A 20,785-nucleotide genomic window follows, 5' to 3' on the forward strand; every position below is an offset into this window, starting at 1 on the left:
ATAATATCACAAATATAAACCCATAACCGTCCCCTGCAATTTTGACATTCTACATTGCATTTTCTCTATAATCTTATATCTCTATCTTACTTATACCCCTTCTCCTTCTCATACTCTATAATGAAATCCCGGTTTGCAAGCTCATATTGATTAAATACTGCAGTATCATCAAAATCCTCCGGATCGACTGTTCCGTGATACCAGCTTTTAGAATTGAAATATGCCTGATAATCTGCATCCTTGAATTTTCTTCCATGGCGGGCATATAGCTCATTGCAGGCGAGACGAAGCTCATCCTTCGTTAATCCATCCAGATCTTCCTCGGTCAGATATGTACTGTCGCTATACGGAAGAATGTAGTCATCCGATGCTGTATCATAGGAACTATCATCATACTCCGCTGCTTCGTATACAGCCCCGCTGTATTCACATTCTTCATCCAGGCTCTCAACACTTAACTGACGTTCATAATAATCCGGTCCGGCGATTGAATATATTTTACCGATCACGCACAGCTCACCATCACCATTTACATAAGGCACTGTGTCCCTTATGTTGGACATTGCAATCGTTCTGTCATACGTCTCTTTCAGGAACTCGTCCGTTCCGGTTACATCCTTATATGTATTTGTAAAATAACCATCCAGCTCATCCTGAACCTCTCTCTCATAGGTAGAATTATCAATATCGAGATAATCTATTACATCTGCCTTAGAAAGCTGTATGTCTTTATTAAGATCAACCGTATATACATAGAAATCAGCCACTTCATTCGCATCAAAATCAAGCCGGATCACCAAAGACAACAGATCCTCATATACCGACCATTCGTATCCGATTGCAATACATCCTGTACTATATTCTCCCTCTTTTGTCATATAATCATTCGCAAGCTTTTCTACCTGTTTATTTACATTTTCACAGGCTATGCTGTCATAATCTATGTAAGGAATATGATATGAGGCTGTACAGTCGTATACCGAAACCTTTCCGGATAACTTCGAATCAACAACCATATTTTTGGAATATTCTTCTGGCATTTCTCCTGTTCCGGCTCCTACCTTCTTCTCTTCCGGAAGTGCGGCTGCCTTGCCATCTGATCCTGCTGCAGAAGAAGCCTCCTCTGAGGTTTCCGTGTCAGGACCTGCATCCATACCGGTTGTTTCATCCGTTTTTCCGGTTTCTTCTGTCACGGTTGTTTCGGCCTTTTTGCTGCTGCCATCTGCATCTTTTTTTAAGGAAAAACTGCATCCCATTAGGCTGCCTGCCAATACTATACTTAATACTATAAATTCCGCTTTTTTTCTCATCCTTTTTACCCTCGTTTCTTTATCTTATAACTGCCAGTTTATATTTTCAGCATTTTTTGCTACCAGCAGTTTGGTTCTGAGTTCTGTATCATCCAAGTCTATAAAATCACCATTTGAATAATACTTCCACTGTGCTACTTCCTGATTTCCCGACCAGTTCATTTCACTGATCACATAAAACTGCATCGAAGCCAACGGTTCCTCACGATATTTCATATATCCATAACAATCGTTAAAATGTTCCCTATGTACCAGTTCCTTTATTTCCATAAATTCCTGTTCATTCTTCACCTGCCATATGGATAGTCTGCAGTCCTTTTTAGGCTTTCGTATTATTTTTTCAACAGATCGGTTGAACAAGATGGATATACAAATATAGAATACCGCATATTCTAATATATACACTCCAATATGTACAGAATCTCCCATTGTTGTATAAAAACGTTCCTGCTGCAACTGATTGCGGTAATATATAATTACCTCTGTAATATACAACGATAAAATGGCATCTGTTACAAGCTGTCCTATTGTGATTGCCAACTGCATACATTTTGAGTTAGCAAAAAAACGAATAACCGCCAGCACAATTGCTGTTATTACAGCAACGATCAATAGCACAATTCCTATATTCCCAATTGAGGAAAATATCCAGTCCTTTTTATCTTTTATGCTTGGATTAACTACTTTTCGCGTACATTCTTCAAGGGATCGCACAGTCTCATTGGAATACAGTAAGGACAGGAAGCCCATTCCAAATCCTATTAAACATATAATCAACCCCATTAATTTCTTTTTCATATCTTCATCCCCCATATCTTATATATTTCTCCAACAATATATTCGTCACACCATCAGGCAAGAACCGCTTCTATTTCAACCCCAAGCACATCCCCAAGCGTTTCTGCCACCTTCTCCGCGGCATAAAGTTTATAATACAGTCTGGAATCCTGTTCTCCCATCTGGAAATATCCATCGATGATCGTATCAGAAACAGCCACTGCATAATATACTTCTCCCGGTACACTGTCCTGATTGTTTGGATCAATATTTCCCGTTGTCCCGGTAATACCAATTCCGATGTCTGCACGATATGCCTGTTTACAGGCTTCTGCCATTGCCCGCGCTGTTTCTTTGGAATAGACACCACAAGTTTCTATCATCGCTTCCGGAACACCCTGCATGATCTTTGCTTCGTTGGAATAGGTTACAAATGCTCCTTTTAATATTGCAGATGCCCCTTCAGTATCTGTGATTAGGGAAGCAATCTGCCCGCAGGTGATACTTTCCATGGTTGTGATCGTCATTTTCCGGTCGATCAGACAGCCTGTCAATCGTCTGTAATTATTCCGTATTGTCTTTTCCATCTGTTCATCCAGTTTTTTTCCTGCCATTTATCCTTCCGCCTTTGTTGCCTTTAATCTATTTATTATTATAATATATTCACAAAAGGATTTCCACAAGTGGAAATCCTTCTGTCATTTCTATTTATCCTATCCCTTCTCTACAACCAGGAGCTCCTCGCCATTCTTCACCTTTCCGGTCTTTACCGGACGCAGTTTATAGCCATCCGGGAGCTCTGTTATAATGATAGGGGATATTAAGGATGGCGCATGCTTCTTCAGATAAGGAAGATCCAGCCGCATGACCGGCTGTCCGGCAGACACTATCTGTCCGGTCTCAACCAGTACGTCAAAGCCTTTGCCCTTTAGCTTTACCGTATCGATTCCAATATGGATCATCACACCGATTCCCTGTTCCGTTACCAGCCCTATGGCATGCTTCGTGTCGAAGACAAAGGCAATCGTTCCGGCAACAGGCGCGGTTATTTCAGGATCCGTTGGCAATACAGCGATTCCATCGCCCATTATTCCACTGGAAAATGCCTCATCCGGCACACTTGATAATTCAAAAACCTCTCCTGTAACCGGACTCAATATAGATACTGCAATAACCGCTTTCTCATCATACCCCTCCAGATAATCTTCCAGATTGGATTTGATCACAGACACCTTCGGGCCATAGATGACCTGTACGCCATATCCTTTTTTCACCACGCCGGATGCTCCGCTTGCCCGGAGAATATCTTCTTTTACAAGAGCTGCATCATATACCGTACAACGCAGTCTGGTTGCACAGCAGTCAACGTCCGATATATTGGCCTTGCCGCCAAGTCCTTCACAGATCAGCCTGGAAGTCTCCATCTGTGGGCTGTGATTCCGGAAAACATCCGTATTCCGGCCATTGTCTGATCCCTGCTCTCCGGCATTTTCTCCATGCTTTCTGGCATCCACATCACTTCGACGATATAATTTCACTTCGTCATTGTTATCTCTGCCCGGTGTTTTCAGATCAAACCGCCGGATCAGATAATAGAACAATACATAATATACGATAAAATAACCGATACCGACAATCACGATCCAGATCCAGTTCGTCTTTGCATTTCCCTGCATGATGCCGAACAGGGTAAGATCGATCAGACCGCCGGAGAAGGTCATTCCCACACCGACTTCAAATACATGCATCAGCATATAGGCAAAGCCTGCCAGAATACAATGGATTCCATACAGAGCCGGTGCAACAAATAAAAATGTGAATTCCAGCGGCTCTGTAATACCTGTGATCATGGCTGTAAGGGCTGCGGAAAGAAGCAGTCCGCCTGCTGCCTTCCGTTTCTCCGATGCTGCTGTTTTATACATGGCAAGAGCCGCTCCCGGCAGACCAAATATCATAAGTGGGAATTTACCGGACATAAATCTGGTAGCTGATACCGCATACTTTGTAACGAATGGATCTGCAAGCTGTGCAAAGAAGATATTCTGTGCTCCTTCTACAACACGCCCGCCAACCTCCAGCGTTCCTCCGACCGCAGTCTGCCAGAATGGCAGATAGAACACATGATGCAGGCCAAATGGTATCAGTAGACGTTCCATAAATCCATATACCCAGGTTCCTGCATAGCCGGAATTTAAAACCAGATCACCTACGGTATAGATGCCTTTCTGGATTGCCGGCCAGATAAAGAACATCAAAATACCAACTCCGGTATATACCAATGCTGATATGATCGGAACGAATCTGGAACCACCAAAGAAAGACAACACCTGCGGCAGTTCAATCTTATAAAAGCGGTTATGCAGGGCAGCCACACCAAGTCCTACCAGGATACCGCCAAATACACCCATTTGCAAAGATGTGATACCGCAGACAGAAATAACCGCCCCTGCAAGCATTGCTTCCGTACCACCATTTATCGTGATCAGCGCACTGATCGATGCATGCATGATAAAGAATGCAATAGCCGCTGATAGCGCAGCAACTTCCTTCTCCTTTTTTGCCATACCGATCGCCACGCCCATGGCAAACAGGATTGGCAAATTGGCAAATACCACATTTCCTGCCTCACTCATTACCTCAAATACAGCAGCAAATATCGTTCCCGGCCCAAGGATCCGCATCAGCCCATATGTTTCAAGCATGGTTTCATTGGTAAATGAGCTTCCGATTCCAAGCAGTAGTCCTGCCACCGGCAGGATCGCAATCGGAAGCATAAACGACCGTCCAACCCGTTGTAATATTCCAAATATTTTATCTTTCATATAAAAAATCTCCCTGTTTCACAGATACATTCATACGAACTAGTATCTGCAAAACAGAGAGAATCATTCTATTTTTATGAAAAAACTTCTTCTTTGTATGGTCTTCCGATCTTTACGACTTCTCCATTATCCAGAGTTACGGTTGATCTGGAATAATGCTTGACGTGCTGACGGTTGATAATACAATTACTGTTTACACGGACAAATATCTTCGGAAGATTTTTCAAAGCATTTGTCAGCGTAATATACTGCACATAATCACCTCTTGTTGTACAGTATCTGGTGAGACGATCATCTCTGTGAATACAGATGATCTCCGAAGCTGAAAAAATATTGATCGTTTTCCCATAGCAGACCCGGATAAAATTACTTTTGCTCATATTCAGGCGCTTGATCGCCGTATCAACGGCATGCACCAGCTTGATATCTCGGTTTCGCTTCATAACACAATTGCAGTGCTCCACGTCATAGATATCCCAGCCATCCGGAATATGGTCTGCATAAAATATAATCTTGCAATTTGGAACAGAACGATTGATGGCTCTGGCCAGACAGATCCCGTTATAGTGCAGATTGTCAAATACGATCTCCGTAATAAATATATCACAGGAAAAGGTACTTTCTTCTACATCTATAGACGCTTCTTCCGGCAGATACAATTCAAACTCTACATTATCCAGATCCATACGGGATTCTATAAAATCCTTCACAGCTTCCACTTCATGCATAGATGAATCACATATACCAATTTTCATTTGTATAACACTTCCCTCTCATTTGAATGCCACTTGTAAATTTTAGTATATTTCTTAGATATATGCAGTATTATTGTTAGTTTTTACATATAATAGAAGTGTCACTATCTGTTTCTTTTTTAATATTTATTAGAAAATACTTAAAAAGAAAAGGAATACCATCATGACACTGAATTATAAAATTATAGGATCACGCATAAAAATACGCAGAAAAATGAAAGATGTCACCCAGGAACAGATGGCGGAAGACCTCAATCTGTCTGTAGGTTTTATCAGTCAGCTTGAACGTGGTATCTGCAAAGTGAGTCTGGATACACTTGCAAATATCACCGAATATCTGGATTATACTTTTTCTGATATTCTTGAATACAATCAACATTCTGAAAGCTATAATCAATCGAAACTGAATGCTCTTTATTCATCCTTATCCCCTGAAGACCAGCATGTTATGCTCAGTCTGATAGAGGCTTACACAAAACACCGCTAATATCCGGAAATTAGAATACCATAAAACAGACTAAAAAAAACATAGATTGTCAATTCTACGTTTTATCATGCATAAATGACATGTACAACTGACATTTCTGCTTTTTTTCTGCATAATTTACATCATAATAATAATAATAACAAAACTCCGATCATCAAAATTAGAATCCTAATTCCAGATAACCGGAGTTTTTATTATGTTTATTTTATTATTCTTTCGAATCTGTTATTTACTTACCTTACGGAAGTTCTTCTTACCACGTCTTACAACAATTCCGTCTCCATCAAACTTCTCTTCCGGAATTGTAACTGAGATATCTGGTATCTTGTCACCATCAACAGCAACACCGCCCTGCTCTACCGCACGTCTTCCTTCATTTCTGGAGGATACCAGACCGGACTTTACAAGTACGGATACGATATCGATCGCACCATCCTTGAAATCATCGGCTGACAATGTAACAGATGGCATATCAGCAGCAACACCCTTGGAGAATAATGCTCTTGCACTCTCCTGTGCCTTTACTGCTTCTTCTTCGCCATGAACCAGCTTTGTAAGTTCAAATGCAAGGATCTCTTTTGCTGTATTTAACTGACTGCCTTCCCATCTGTCCATCTTGTCGATCTCTTCCAGTGGAAGGAAGGTCAGCATACGGATACATTTTAATACATCGGCATCTGCAACATTTCTCCAGTACTGGTAGAACTCAAATGGTGATGTCTTGTTTGGATCAAGCCATACAGCACCCTTCTGTGTCTTACCCATCTTCTTGCCTTCTGAGTTCAGAAGCAGGGTGATCGTCATGGCATATGCATCCTTGCCAAGCTTTCTACGGATCAGCTCTGTACCACCAAGCATGTTGCTCCACTGGTCATCACCACCGAACTGCATATTACAGCCATATTTCTGGAATAACTCATAGAAATCGTAGCTCTGCATGATCATGTAGTTGAACTCTAAGAAGCTTAAGCCCTTCTCCATTCTCTGTTTGTAGCACTCTGCACGAAGCATATTGTTGACTGAGAAATGCGGACCAACCTCACGAAGAACATCTACATAGTTCAGGTCAAGTAACCAGTCTGCATTATTTACAAGAAGTGCCTTGCCTTCTGAGAAATCGATAAAACGGCTCATCTGCTTCTTGAAGCATTCTACATTATGAGCGATCGTTTCTGTTGTCATCATCTGTCTCATATCGGTACGTCCGGACGGATCACCGATCATAGCTGTACCGCCACCGATCAGGGCGATCGGCTTATTACCTGCCATCTGTAAACGCTTCATCAGGCAAAGTGCCATGAAATGCCCTACATGAAGACTGTCTGCAGTTGGGTCAAATCCTATATAGAAAACAGCTTTTCCATTATTTACCAGCTCTTTGATCTCTTCTTCATCTGTTGTCTGGGCAATTAATCCTCTTGCCACTAACTCGTCATAAACCTTCATTTTTTTCCTCCTGTAACAGCATCCGCTCAGATGCTGACCTCTTATATCATAATTATTATCTACTTATTTATTCTGTGCCCGGATAGCTGCGGCAAAATATATGTCTCCGATCACTTTCCGACCATTATCCATCTATAATACACATACTCCGTGATTATACAACGAAATACAACACTTTGACAAGACCGTGTTTCAGTTTGCTTTTTTCAGACTGTTTCTGCGTATTCCTGCTGCTATCGCCACAAATAAAAACAGGAACGGTGTCGTGATCGGCTGCTCTACATTGACGAACGCCTGTGTGATATAAGAAACGATAAGCATCAGAACCGCAAGCATCACCGGTTCATCCTTCCAGGTTTTCACACAGTTACGGATCGAAGTAATGATCAGCCCTACATAAGTGATCAGGCCAAAAGCTCCCATCGTGACCAGATACTGCAGATATTCATTATGTGCACTGTCATAAACCGTTCCGGTTACTGCCAGCATCTCATCATAATACCGGGCAGACATCAGCGCATAGATGCTTTCATTTCCATTTCCAAATACCTGATCAACAAATGGCAGATCCTGATAGATCCGGCATAATCTCGACCAGATGAAGCCTCTGTAATCTCCCCAGAAATCATCAAATACGAAGATCTCCCAATGGTTGATACAGCCGATAACTGTCACGGTGATCCCTGCTATGAGCAATATTCCTGCTATGAGCAAACGGGATAATGCGGATCCTCCTGTATTATATTTCTTCTTTGATAACCATATCGCACACAAGATACCGATCACACAACAGACAGTCAATATGTCTCTTGCATCCACCAGCTTCGCCAGACCGGACAGCTTCTCATATCCCCTTCCGGTTCCTGTCGTGATCCACGCCATGATCGTATAACCGGAAAGAAAGATGGTACAAACAGTTACAAATTCTGCAAACAGGCTTCGTTTTAATGCGAAAAAGAGTAATATCACCCATGCTGCAGCAAGTCCCATATATGCACTGTCACTATTTGCCGCGATCAAGGCGGCTCCGCCCAACAAAAGGGCTGCCATATAGCAGATCCGGTATGCCCGCTTTTCTTCGATCAGATACATACCGGAAAAGAACGCAGCACTGATGCAGACAAAGCCAGCAAATATATTGATATTTCCAAAGGTGGACAGGAACATCGCCTGCTGATCCTCTCTGATATGTGACAACAGATGAAACACATCAATATCCAGGTGTTGTAAGCTTCCCATCAAAAATGCAAGTCCACTGATAACAGAAAACACCGGTGCCAGGATCTGCTGCCATTTATATCCGCTTCCAATGCCAATATAAAGCACAAGCACAAGCACCAGAAATTCCAGTCCGCAGCGTCTTCCCATGGATCCGGTGTAGGCTGCCATTTTATCATCTGCCATGATCCATGCAAGTGTGCCTGACAGCACAAAGGCTCCCATCCAGATATCCGACGCCAGAAAATTTCTGCCTCTTCCCGTTTTTTTTGCAGCATCCGTATGCTCTTCCATATGATCCGTAAATCCGAGTATAAATGTCAGACACATCAATATCCCATAGATCAATACTCCATTTTTAAAGAAATTGTATTTTGTGATCGTAATATCCATATATCCATCATGAAGAACCAATGGAAAAACAACAAACATGTACAGCAGGAATGCCGTTGTAATGCTTTCTTTAAAAATATGAAATGCCGCTTCTTTTTTAAAATCGTTCATTTTTGAAAAAGCCGGCTTTTGATCTCCGGCTTTTTGTTTCTTATTTGTTTTTGTCATTTTCTCTCTTTACCTTTATTCCTATAGCAATGGTGACAGGAGTCTGAGGAAGGCATCCACCAGTGTAATTCTGGACATATGCTCCTTACACCAATCCAGTGTGATCTCTTCGGATTCCCTCATCGTTGAAACCATATCGTACTTCACTTCTGCAATGATACTGGAATCATATACCAATACACCACATTCAAAATGATGATAAAAACTTCGGTTATCCATATTGATCGAACCGATTGATGTCAGATTATCATCCGTCAGGATACATTTGGAATGGATAAATCCCGGTGTGTACTGATAGATCTTCACGCCGGCACGAAGCAGCTCTTTGTAGCTCGACTGTGTCATACGAAAGATCATCTTCTTATCCGGGATCGCCGGTGTTACGATTCGGATATCGATGCCTCTCTTTGCCGCAAGCTTTAATGCTGTCATCATCTCATTGCATACGATCAGATATGGTGTAAAAATATATACATACTCTCTTGCGTCATTGATCATCTGCATATATATGTTCTCGCCAATCGGCTCTTTCTTGAGCGGATTTGTCGTATATGGTTGAAGATATCCATCATTCAAATGCTTCTTCTGCTCTGTTGGACGATAGCTTAAGATATGCTTATCTTCATTTCGGATACTGTTCCACAGCTGTAAAAACAGGATTGTAAAACGCCATGCAGCATCACCTTCCATACGGATACCATTATCCTTCCATTTGCCATAAGGTGCTTTCTTATTTATATACTCATCGGATAGATTAAAGCCGCCGGTATAAGCAACCTTACCATCCATAACCGCGATTTTCCGATGATCCCTGTTATTAAAGATCGTTGCCAGAAATGGTACCACCTGATTAAATGCCATACATTTGATCCCATGGCTCTCCAGCTCACGCCAGTAATACTTTGGCACATAAAAGACTGAGCCGATATCATCATAGATCAGGCGGACTTCCACGCCCTCTTTTACTTTCTCTTTTAAGATCTCAAGCACCGTATTCCACATTTCGCCCGGATTGATGATGAAATATTCAAGGAAAATATACTTTTTTGCCGATTTCAGGTCATCGACAAAATCCGGCCAGACATCGTCCCCCATCGGATAATACCGGACATCCGTATTCTGATATACAAGCGAACCTGCATAATCTTCTGTATATTTGAACAACCGGTATGGCGGCTGCCCCTTTATCACATCACTGAAATATGCCATATTTGCATACAGATCCGTCTCGTAGTCCCATTCTGCCGCATGCTTCATATATTTCTCTAACTTCTTCGGCATAATGATATGTCCATAGAGCAGATAAAGCAGACCACCGAGGACCGGAAACATCAGGATCGGAACGATCCATGCCAATTTAATTGACGGATTCACATCCTTTAATAACAGATGCATCACAGCTATAAAACTTAACAAATGCAAAATAGCCGCCACCAATACATAGTATTGCTGCAGCTTTAATACTTCTACCATAAAGAAGATCAACTGTGCCGCTACCAGCAGACATGTAATTACCATTCGACTAAATAACCTGTTCAATAGTTTCTTCATAGACAATTTCCTTCTTATTAATTTATGACAGGACACCATAAACCGTGCCCTGCCATTTTATCTTTTATCCCGTATTTCTATTTTACCTGATCGAAGTTACCTTATATCCGGCTTCCTTCACTGTATTCTTAATCTCTTTATCGGATAACTCGCCACTTAAAGTAAGCACCGCCTGCTTCTTCTCATGGCTGACCTCCGCTTCTATTACCTGTGGAAGTGCCTCAAATGCTTTCTTCACCCTTGCCTCGCAGTGTCCGCACATCATTCCTTCTATATACACCGTCTTATTCATCGTACCAGTCTCCTTTTCTATCTTATTATTTCCCTCAACATTTTTTGATACCATTTTTTGGTGTATTCTGTATTTACTATTATTAACATATATCTTCACGAAATTCAACCGTAATGCATTCATTACTACACAAAAACTGGAAAGGCTCATGGCAAATGCTCCAAACATCGGGTTTAATTTCCAGCCAAACATCGGATACCAGACACCTGCGGCAAGCGGTATTCCGATAATGTTATAAATAAATGCCCAGAACAGGTTCTCTTTGATATTTCGTATCGTTGCCATACTTAACCGGATTGCTGCAGGAACGGTTCGAAGACCTTCCCGCATCAGTACCACATCTGCCGCATCGATTGCAACATCGGTTCCGGCTCCGATCGCCATACCGATATCCGCACGGGTTAATGCAGGGGCATCATTAATGCCGTCACCAACCATGATCACACGGTGCTCCTTCATCAGTTCTCTTACTACCGCTTCTTTTCCATCCGGCAGTACATCAGCGATCACGCGGTCAACACCTGCCTGTTTACCGATTGCTTCTGCTGTCTTTGCATTATCTCCGGTTAACATAACAACTGAATAATTCATCTCTTTTAATTCTTTGATCGCAAGGATTCCATCCTCTTTGATCGTATCTGCAACTGCAAGGATACCGATCAGTTTATTCTCATCGATTGCCAGATAGATCGGGGTCTTGCCCTGTGAAGCTAATTCTTCTGCCAGTGTCTTATCCGCCTCGGATAAGGTTACATACTGGCTGATAAATTTTCCATTTCCACCAAGCAAAATATGATCTGATATCTGAGAATGGTTCTGTCCTGCACAAAATCCTCTTTCATTCTGTGAAACCGCCTCACTGCTTAATCTACAGCGGAGTCCATTTCCCGGAAGCACCTGAAAATCTTCAATCTTCTGTGGCTTGATCCCTTTCTGTCCGACATATTCCATAATGGCTTTGCCTATCGGGTGCTCACTGTATTGTTCCAGACTTGCTGCAAAGGTAAGCAGGTCTGTCTCACTGTATCCATTTCCCGGAACTACATCTACCACTTCCGGCGTTCCATTTGTGATCGTTCCTGTCTTATCCAGTACAACCACATCTGTTTTTCCTGTCATCTCAAGTGCTGCCGCATTCTTAAATAGGATACCCTGCTTTGCTCCGACACCGTTACCTACCATAACGGCAACCGGTGTTGCAAGTCCAAGTGCACATGGACAACTGATCACAAGCACCGATATACCTCTGGCAAGTACAAAGCCTGTGCTCTCTCCTGCAATGATCCATACAATAATAGTGATCAAGGAACAGATCAGGACAGCCGGAACAAAGATACCGGATACCTTATCTGCAATCTTTGCGATCGGTGCTTTTGTTGCTGCTGCATCACTGACCATCTCTATGATCTGGGATAAAGTCGTATCTGTACCGACTCTGGTTGCCCGACATTTCAGATAACCGGATTTATTGATCGTTGCGGCAGATACCTTATCTCCTTCTGCTTTATCAACCGGAAGACTCTCACCGGATAAAGCAGACTCATCAACCGCACTGTTTCCTTCTATAACCACACCATCTACCGGAACACTGGATCCCGGACGGACGATAAATACCTCTCCAACTACCACATCCTCAGCAGCAACTTCCTGTTCTTCTCCATCACGAAGAACAAGGGCTGTTTTGGGTGCAAGCTTCATTAATCCCTTTAAGGCATCTGTCGTACGACCTTTGGAATATTCCTCGAGTGTCTTACCAACCGTTATAAGTGCAAGAATCATCGCTGCCGATTCAAAATAAAAATCATGCATCAAGGTCATAACACGGTCATTATCCTGCCGCATCACGGCATCTGTCATTGCAAATAATACATATGTGCTGTAAATAAAGGATGCGCCTGAGCCAAGTGCTACTAATGTATCCATACCCGGTGCTCCATGGATCACACCCTTAAATCCATTAATAAAAAACTTCTGGTTTACAACCATGATCGCAATTGCAAATAACATCTGGATCAGTCCCATAGCGACATGGTTATCACTGATAATCGCCGGCAGTGGCCATCCCCACATCATATGTCCCATGGAAATGTACATCAGCGGAGTTAACAGAACGATAGATGCGATCAGCCGGACCTTCATCTTGTGCAGGGCTGCATGATTATCCAATTCATCTGCATCCGCTGCCTGCTTCTTCCCGACATTCTTCCGGTCTTCTCCTGTCATCAGACTGGCTCCATATCCTGCCTTTTCTACTGCTTCAATAACTGTCTTAGGATCAGCATGTCCTTCTACTGTCATCGAATTTGTAAGCAGGCTGACGGTACAACTGTCAATCCCTTTTACTTTCTTCACTGCCTTTTCTACGCTTGCGCTGCAGGCACTGCAGCTCATTCCTGTTACGTTATATTTATCCAATTCATTCACCCTCTTATCAAGCTTTTATCATGTGCTTCGCACATTCTATGCCTTCATTATATCTTAAACACATTTTTATTATGTTTCATATCCAAAGCAATCATACGAACATATTCTCATACGATCTTTCAGACAGAAAATTTCTATGTGTTTATTTCATTAATTTCTTAATGGTATCTACCAGATCATCCACCGTATCTTCTTTTCCTGCTTTGATATCCTCGATCACACAGGTTCGGATATGCTCTGCAAGAAGTTCCTTATTAAAGCTGTTCAATGCAGAATTGACAGCGGCAACCTGTACTAATATGTCCGTACAATATGCATCCTTTTCCAGCATTCCCTTGATTCCCCGGATCTGTCCCTCGATCCGGTTCAGCCGGTTCATCAGCTTCTTATATTCACCTTCTGTTCTCTGTTTTGTTTTATGACAATGGCAACATGGTTCTTCCATTCTTGTCCGCTCCCTTCTGTCTGTTTCCTGAATTTTTTCATCCATCTGTATCTGTACATTTATTTTTTGTATCCAATTTTAATGATCCCGGATACGATATTATATATACCCCATAGGGGTATTTTTGTCAATACCAAAACCAATAAAAAACGCAGGGCAAATGATAAAAAATATCACTCGTCCTGCATCTTTATAGTCTGGCGTCGTATGACACCTTATTTTCCTGTAGGATTGTATTATTCTACAACATCATCCTCTAACAGACCTTCGTCGTCAATGATCCCTTCATCGGATCCATCCTCTATCTCATCTGATGAATCATCGGATCCGTCATCACTGCCATCTGATGAATCACCGGATCCGTCATCACTGCCATCTGAATCTATACTTTCCATATCACTGTCATCATATTCGTATCCATCGATCATATCACCCTGATCATCGTAATAATCACTGTATGAGATCGAACCGGCCTCCAGAACATCTTTCAGATTGTAGATTGTTCCATCGGTTGCATTTACCATAAGTGCCTGTACCGGATAGTCAAAATCATATGTTCCATCATTTTCGTCTGCCTGTGCAAATATCCATACAGGAACATAATTATATACATCATCCTGAGAATCATCCTTAATACAGTAATATGTCAATCTGACATCGTTAAATTCAATATCGCTGTAGGAAGTCTTATTATCTGTATAATACTGTGCAACATTCTTATCCAGTTCCTTTAAAAGCTCCTTCCAGCTCAAAAGATCTACATTTTTTTGATCCTCACCGGTTGAAACTAACAATGGATAACAGCTTGCGTTGATCACGCCATTGGAGTCGATCTGAATGGAGAACGTCTCTGTTGGAGCATCATACCAGGCATCATCCTCATCGCTTGAAAGAGTGTCAACCATAGACAGATCCGCACTGTATGGAGCAGTTCCATTGACAGAACGTCCAAAGTTTACGATATAGCCTTCATACTCTGTTGCAATCACATTATAAGAGCTGTCATAATACTCCCATAATAACGGAGATTTATCTGTAACGATCACATCATCAATTCCACATCCGGCAAGAAATTCCTGTGCCAGTGATACGGCTTCATCTTCAGAAAATGTACAAGTATTTACAATGCTGTCATCAATCCCCTCTTCTCCATACTTTGCGTCATAAGCATATACAAAGGATGCACCCTCATATGGTCTGTAATTGATCATGCTTTCGGATGGATAATAAGAAAGATCAAAGCTTGCATTTAACCCTTCTGTTCCCTCTGAAAATGAGAGCATGAACTGATTATCGCCAATCTGTCCGATATAATCCGATGCACTGTAATCACCGGCTCCTTCTCTCTCATCCGTTGCCGTTGCCATTTCATTTTCCAGATAGGATATGTATTCCTTACAATAATCCTCTGTATCTGTATCTCCAGCTTCCTTCGCATCGTCTAACATCGTCTGATATGAATCAATCTGAGTCTGCAGATCACTCTTGGTCTGGTGCTCAAAGTCATATACATAGATACCCTTTGACTTATCAAAGATTGCCTCACAGACCTTCTGCCTGTATGCATTATCAAAGGAATTCTTCTTATAAGACACAATAGACATACTGTCGGAATCTGGTGTTATGATATCATCATCTTTAATGGTAATCTCTTTGATACCGGAATCACCGACATCCAGCTTACCCTCATAAGACTCCGGAACACCGAGACGGGACGATAATTCGCCGCCTTCTCCTGCACTTCCTTCTTTCTGCGTTCCATCACCCATATCGTAATCAACCTTCTTATTACATCCTGAAAAAACAGTTGCTGCAGACAATGCTGTTGCCAGTAACACTGCCGACATTTTTGTTAATTTTCTCTTCTTCATGGTTTCCTCCTCGAAATTCCAAATCAGCTAAACAAAGTTATTATAATCGAACCAACGCACGATAGCAAGAAAAAGCAAGAAAGAAAATGTGAAAATATTGCGAACGGCCCTGAATGCATATGCATCCAGCGCCGTTTTCTGAACTGATATTTATTCTTTTGAAATAACAACCTTGCCATCCACTACCTGAATCTTTACCTTGTTTGTATCAATTCCGGCAGCCTCCAGAATATCATCACTGATCTGTACACGGTGTGCCTTATCCATAATGGAATATTCTTCATGGGAATCGGTTCCATTAAAGCTCTCGCTTTCCATGTCATTGATCCGTTTTCTGTAATCCTCTTTCATGATCTTTTCTGTACTGATCTTACCATCTGCGATCATAACCACACGTCCAACCTTATTTGCAAGACTGATATCATGCGTTACGATGATAACTGTAATACCCATTTCCTCATTCAGTTTCCGGAACAGATCCTGGATCATATCTGAGGTTTTGGAATCGACTGCACCGGTCGGCTCATCTGCCAGCAGGATTTTTGGATTGTTGGCAAGTGCGATCGCAATTGCAACTCTCTGCTGCTCACCACCGGACATCTGTGCCGGATAGGAATTTACCTTTTCCTTTAAACCAACCTTGCACAAAAGATCATAGGCTCTGGCTTCCCGGTCTTCCTTATTGTCTTTATCAAAATACATCGGCACCTGGACATTTTCCAGAGCTGTCATATACGGAAGCAGGTTTCTGGAATTCTTCTGCCATACAAAGCCAACGGTATGTTTCCGATATTCTACCAGTTCTTTGTCTGTCATTGCAAAAAGGTCTTTTCCATCTACATATAATTTTCCTGCTGTCGGACGTTCCAGTCCACCGATCATATTCAGAAGCGTTGACTTACCACTACCGGATTTACCGATAACTGCCATCAGCTCACCCTTTTTGATCGTAAGCTCCAGCCCCTGAAGTGCCATTACTTCAACTTCATCTGTTTTATAGATCTTAACCAGACTGTCGCAGTCAATGATATTGCCGGTTTCTTCATATTCTTCCGCAGCCTGACTATTTCTGTCTGTATCGTCCAAATCTTCTGATGTTTCTGTATCGTCATCTGCTATATCTGCTTCATCAACAGCGTTCCCAGCATCCACTGCAGTCTCCTGCACACCGATATCGTTCATGTCTGTATCTGCGATATCGGCGTCTTCCTGAACAGGATCCTGATCCATTGGTTCTTCCATCATCTGTGCAACATTTTCCTGCATATCAGTTTCCGGAATCGTATTTTTATCTTTTTTCTTAAAAAATCCACTATGCTTTGCCAATGATCTCACCATCCTCTATCTCAAATACTACGTCTCCGAGTTCCATCAGGTTTGGATCATGTGTCGTCATAACGATCGTGATTCCTTCTTTTGCCACCAGATCCTTGAACAGCTTCATAACATTCAGTCCGGATGCTGTATCCAAAGCTCCTGTCGGCTCATCTGCAAAGATTACCCTTGGCTTATGGGCAACCGCTCTTGCGATCGCTACCCTCTGCTGCTCACCACCGGACATCTGGTTCGGCATATGGAACATTCTGGAACTAAGTCCAACCATCTCCAGAACCTCGCGGATACGGGAATCCCGGTTTCCTTCATATTCCGCAAGTCTTAAACCAAAATCTACATTCTCATATGCATTCATGATCGGAATCAACGCTACCGACTGGAATACAAATCCGATATCGTACCGTCTGAGTTTTTCTCTTTCCGGTACAGCCATCTCCGACAGGTCGTGATCCTCTATGATCACCTGCCCCTCCGTTGCTTCATCCAGCGCACTTAAAATATTTAAAAGGGTTGTTTTACCGGAACCGGATCTTCCCTTCAGGATCGCAAGTTTTCCTTCCGGGATATCCAGATCTATTCCTTTAAGAGCATAAAATGGTTCGCCATTTCCAACTGTAAAACACCGCTTTATTCCTCTTGCAGTAATCATATTCATTGTTTAGTCCTCCCCCAGTTTTAATGCCTGTGTGATGTTCATCTTCTTTAAAATTGTCCGGAGAACAATGAAGCAGATAATAAACATTACCACAACTACGATCGTCAGTTTCAATATATCAAATGGGTTGACCGCTATGCTGATCGCTATGTTATGCGACTCCGGCAGATATACGATCGCTACCAGCTTTACAAACAACGCAGTAGCCGCCGCTCCAACTCCATATCCTGCCAGACTGGCAAGAACGGAACTGAACATCTGCTCGTTGATCAGCATCTTGTTAATCTCCTTCATGCTCATACCCATCGCACGGTAGATACCAAACAGAAGCTCCCGTTGCTTGATCGATGTGATCCAGTAGATGAGGAATCCTACTGTACAGAGGATAACTGCTACCAGGAAGCTCAGTGAGAATAACCCATTTGTGATCAGTACAAGCGGAGATTCCAGCATGTTCTGTACTTCCTGATCTACACTCTGATAACTCTTTAATGAAATACCCTGCTTTTCAACCGTATCCAGGACCTCCTGATAATCATGTCCATCTGCAAGCTGTCCCCATATCTGATATGGAGTAAGACCAAATGCACTGACAACATATGCGTAATTAGCAACAATCAGATAACGTTCCTTCTCAACAACTTTTCCACTGTTGTCCTTCTCATATGTGTACTGGTTAAATCCAGGCCATGCATCTACAATTGCGCAGATTGTTCCGGACGGTGATGCGATCTCAACCGGCTCCTTTGTCTTCATCGGGCTGTATCTTGCATATGTGATGCTGTCACCAACAGACAGATCATATTCCTTTGCCAGATTTGATGAAATGATAACACCATTGGAAACAGTTGCAATACTGTTCAGGTAATTATACCAGTGCTCATCATTCAAGCCTGACTTTAATTCGGCTGTCTCACCAAATTCCTTTGTATTAATTCCCATCAGAACAGAGTCCGGAAGTTCAGAACCTCCAACCTTGATCGTTGTATTGTCATCATAGATCACACGGGTCAGATGTTTGCATGAATTGGAAAGATTCTCTGTATACCGTTCAAAATCCGGTTCTTCATAGTACCAGTGACTCTTCTTATCTTTATCCAGATACGCACCCATCTTCCACTGTTCACTCAGAACGATATCTGTTCCAAGATTATATTCGATACGCTCCTGATTGTTCTCATTGATCGTTCTTGCCATATTGGAATTAAACATACCCATGGCGATCGTCATAACCAGAAATACAGAGATAAAGCCCTGCTTCTTCACTGTTCTGGTGATCTGAAGGAAGGAAGCATATACCGCAGGTGACCATCTCTTCTTACCAATGAAATAAATGAACTTGATCAGATATTTGATCAGTCGCAGGATCAGCAGCCCAACTGCAAATATAAACAGGGAGGAATTCAAAAAGATCAATGGATCCGGTTTGTTTCCAGCCAGAATGCTTAATGCAATATCACTCTTCTGTTTATTGTAGTTGTACAGCAGGTAAATGGAAACTGCCACCAGGATCACATCCAGAAATGCCTTCTCCCAGATTGGCTTTGTATTCACCTTTCCAAGTTTACTCTTCTGCTCTACTATCGAATTCTTCGCGTATTTCAATACCGGAAGTGTTATAAACAGGATTGCGATAACTGCAGCAATTAGACTGTATAATAACATTCCCCATGTCAGCTTATAAAAGTGTGTATCACCAAAACTGAATTTCAGGAAGGAGGTTGCACTTGCACATAATTTACACAACAGATATCCGACCGGAATACCAATAACGATCGCGATCAAAGAAAGGATCGCAGATTCTCCAAAATAGATGCCAAGAATCTGTTTCGTACTGGTACCACGACTCTTTAGCATCGCAATCTCACCGTCCTCCATTTCCAGAATCTGACTGGATACCATATAGATAAATGCCAGAAGCAATACCAGGATTGGAAGCTCCAGTACCCAGATAATGATCATGATCGATGTTGCATCGTCCTGATAATCAGCAAGTATGCTGCTGAAATTCTGAATAAAGTTACCATCTGCTTTTGAAAATGCACTCAGATAATAACGGATATCTGATGCATTTGTATGATCGATATATGCATAATCCAGCATATTATATGTTGCATAATATATTGTCAAAACACCATAGTTTGCAACGGTTGCATCAAAGGATGCCTGATCTGTAAATATCATCTTATCAAAATCTACCGGTGTCTCTTTCCAGTAAATATCAGTGGTATCCTTTGGTTCAAAGATTCCGACAACCGTAAATGTAACCGGCTTTCCATCCTTGTCTACCAATTTATCAATTGATACGGTTTCACCTACAACCAGATCATATGTATCCGCATTCTGCTGATTGATAATCACCGGATAAGTACCTTCAACCGGTTTCCCGGTATCAAGTCCCTCTCCAAACGTGATATTGATATGTTCGCTCATATCCTGCATATAGTTTACACTGAAAAATCTCCTGGAACCGAGCCCGGTCATTGCATAAGTACCTTCTATAAACAATCTGTTCTGTCTGCTTAATACCGGTACGTCAATGTAACTCATCCACTTCTTTTCATATGCATTGATACGGTCAAGTACGGATGCAGAATCCGGGAAATTGTCTGTTGAGCAGGAGCCCTGTCTTCCGACCACGGCTGAATATGTGTTGTTATCTTCTATCGCTGAATCAAACTTGGATGCCAGCGTCATATCCATTGCACCGTTTTTGAACATCGGATTACAGGATGCTACAGCAACCAGAAGCACAATACCAAGAAGAAGACAGGCATTCAGCCACTTTTTATTCAGTAATTTATTTCTTAAGAATTTAAACATTCCTCTTCTCCCT

General features: G+C 42.0%; 15 protein-coding genes. 1 reads left to right on the forward strand and 14 read right to left on the reverse strand.

Going from position 1 to position 20,785, the window contains the following annotated elements; all coding sequences use genetic code 11:
• Nucleotides 1-86: 86 nt before the first annotated feature.
• From OCV60_RS04860 to OCV60_RS04880, 5 genes are all read right to left on the reverse strand, one after another.
• Entirely contained in the window at nucleotides 87-1,310 is a 1,224-nt protein-coding gene (locus OCV60_RS04860) for a YARHG domain-containing protein (RefSeq protein ID WP_262529578.1), read from the reverse strand.
• 24 nt (nucleotides 1,311-1,334) lie between these two features.
• Nucleotides 1,335-2,108: a hypothetical protein gene (locus OCV60_RS04865; protein ID WP_262529581.1), complete on the reverse strand. Its 774-nt coding sequence runs from the start codon at nucleotides 2,106-2,108 to the stop codon at nucleotides 1,335-1,337.
• Nucleotides 2,109-2,161: 53 nt separating this feature from the next.
• Nucleotides 2,162-2,701, reverse strand: coding sequence for a CinA family protein (locus OCV60_RS04870; protein ID WP_262529583.1), 540 nt, complete (start codon nucleotides 2,699-2,701; stop codon nucleotides 2,162-2,164).
• A gap of 99 nt (nucleotides 2,702-2,800) precedes the next feature.
• Nucleotides 2,801-4,909 (reverse strand): PTS sugar transporter subunit IIABC, encoded by a 2,109-nt coding sequence (locus tag OCV60_RS04875; RefSeq protein WP_262529586.1) that lies wholly within the window; start codon nucleotides 4,907-4,909, stop codon nucleotides 2,801-2,803.
• 74 nt (nucleotides 4,910-4,983) lie between these two features.
• Nucleotides 4,984-5,664, reverse strand: coding sequence for a LytR/AlgR family response regulator transcription factor (locus tag OCV60_RS04880; protein WP_117808394.1), 681 nt, complete (start codon nucleotides 5,662-5,664; stop codon nucleotides 4,984-4,986).
• 163 nt (nucleotides 5,665-5,827) lie between these two features.
• On the opposite strand from OCV60_RS04880, the gene OCV60_RS04885 reads away from it, so the two are divergent.
• Nucleotides 5,828-6,151 carry a helix-turn-helix domain-containing protein gene (locus OCV60_RS04885; protein WP_262529588.1) on the forward strand — a complete coding sequence of 108 codons (324 nt, stop codon included), beginning with the start codon at nucleotides 5,828-5,830 and terminating at the stop codon, nucleotides 6,149-6,151.
• A 225-nt stretch (nucleotides 6,152-6,376) separates the two neighbouring features.
• Here the strand turns inward: OCV60_RS04885 and tyrS are convergent, their stop codons facing one another.
• From tyrS to OCV60_RS04930, 9 genes are all read right to left on the reverse strand, one after another.
• Nucleotides 6,377-7,597: a tyrosine--tRNA ligase gene (tyrS, locus tag OCV60_RS04890; RefSeq protein ID WP_117785047.1), complete on the reverse strand. Its 1,221-nt coding sequence runs from the start codon at nucleotides 7,595-7,597 to the stop codon at nucleotides 6,377-6,379.
• A 192-nt stretch (nucleotides 7,598-7,789) separates the two neighbouring features.
• Nucleotides 7,790-9,376, reverse strand: coding sequence for an O-antigen ligase family protein (locus tag OCV60_RS04895; protein ID WP_262529591.1), 1,587 nt, complete (start codon nucleotides 9,374-9,376; stop codon nucleotides 7,790-7,792).
• A 21-nt stretch (nucleotides 9,377-9,397) separates the two neighbouring features.
• Nucleotides 9,398-10,927, reverse strand: coding sequence for a cardiolipin synthase (gene cls / locus OCV60_RS04900; RefSeq protein ID WP_262529592.1), 1,530 nt, complete (start codon nucleotides 10,925-10,927; stop codon nucleotides 9,398-9,400).
• A gap of 82 nt (nucleotides 10,928-11,009) precedes the next feature.
• Nucleotides 11,010-13,634: a heavy metal translocating P-type ATPase gene (locus OCV60_RS04905; protein WP_262529594.1), complete on the reverse strand. Its 2,625-nt coding sequence runs from the start codon at nucleotides 13,632-13,634 to the stop codon at nucleotides 11,010-11,012.
• Nucleotides 13,635-13,785: 151 nt separating this feature from the next.
• Nucleotides 13,786-14,088: a metal-sensing transcriptional repressor gene (locus OCV60_RS04910; protein WP_008401532.1), complete on the reverse strand. Its 303-nt coding sequence runs from the start codon at nucleotides 14,086-14,088 to the stop codon at nucleotides 13,786-13,788.
• A 236-nt stretch (nucleotides 14,089-14,324) separates the two neighbouring features.
• Complete coding sequence (locus tag OCV60_RS04915; protein WP_262529597.1) at nucleotides 14,325-15,959, reverse strand: DUF6034 family protein; 1,635 nt, start codon at nucleotides 15,957-15,959, stop codon at nucleotides 14,325-14,327.
• A gap of 150 nt (nucleotides 15,960-16,109) precedes the next feature.
• Nucleotides 16,110-17,285 carry an ABC transporter ATP-binding protein gene (locus OCV60_RS04920; RefSeq protein WP_309295078.1) on the reverse strand — a complete coding sequence of 392 codons (1,176 nt, stop codon included), beginning with the start codon at nucleotides 17,283-17,285 and terminating at the stop codon, nucleotides 16,110-16,112.
• Entirely contained in the window at nucleotides 17,272-17,949 is a 678-nt protein-coding gene (locus OCV60_RS04925) for an ABC transporter ATP-binding protein (protein WP_117785052.1), read from the reverse strand. Before OCV60_RS04925 ends, OCV60_RS04920 begins: the two co-directional genes overlap by 14 nt.
• A gap of 3 nt (nucleotides 17,950-17,952) precedes the next feature.
• On the reverse strand, nucleotides 17,953-20,772 hold the full coding sequence (locus OCV60_RS04930; protein ID WP_262529600.1) for an ABC transporter permease: 2,820 nt from the start codon (nucleotides 20,770-20,772) through the stop codon (nucleotides 17,953-17,955).
• Between the last annotated feature and the right edge of the window lie 13 nt (nucleotides 20,773-20,785).

Source organism: Coprococcus ammoniilyticus (genome assembly GCF_025567345.1).
Taxonomy (GTDB): Bacteria; Bacillota; Clostridia; order Lachnospirales; family Lachnospiraceae; genus Coprococcus; species Coprococcus ammoniilyticus.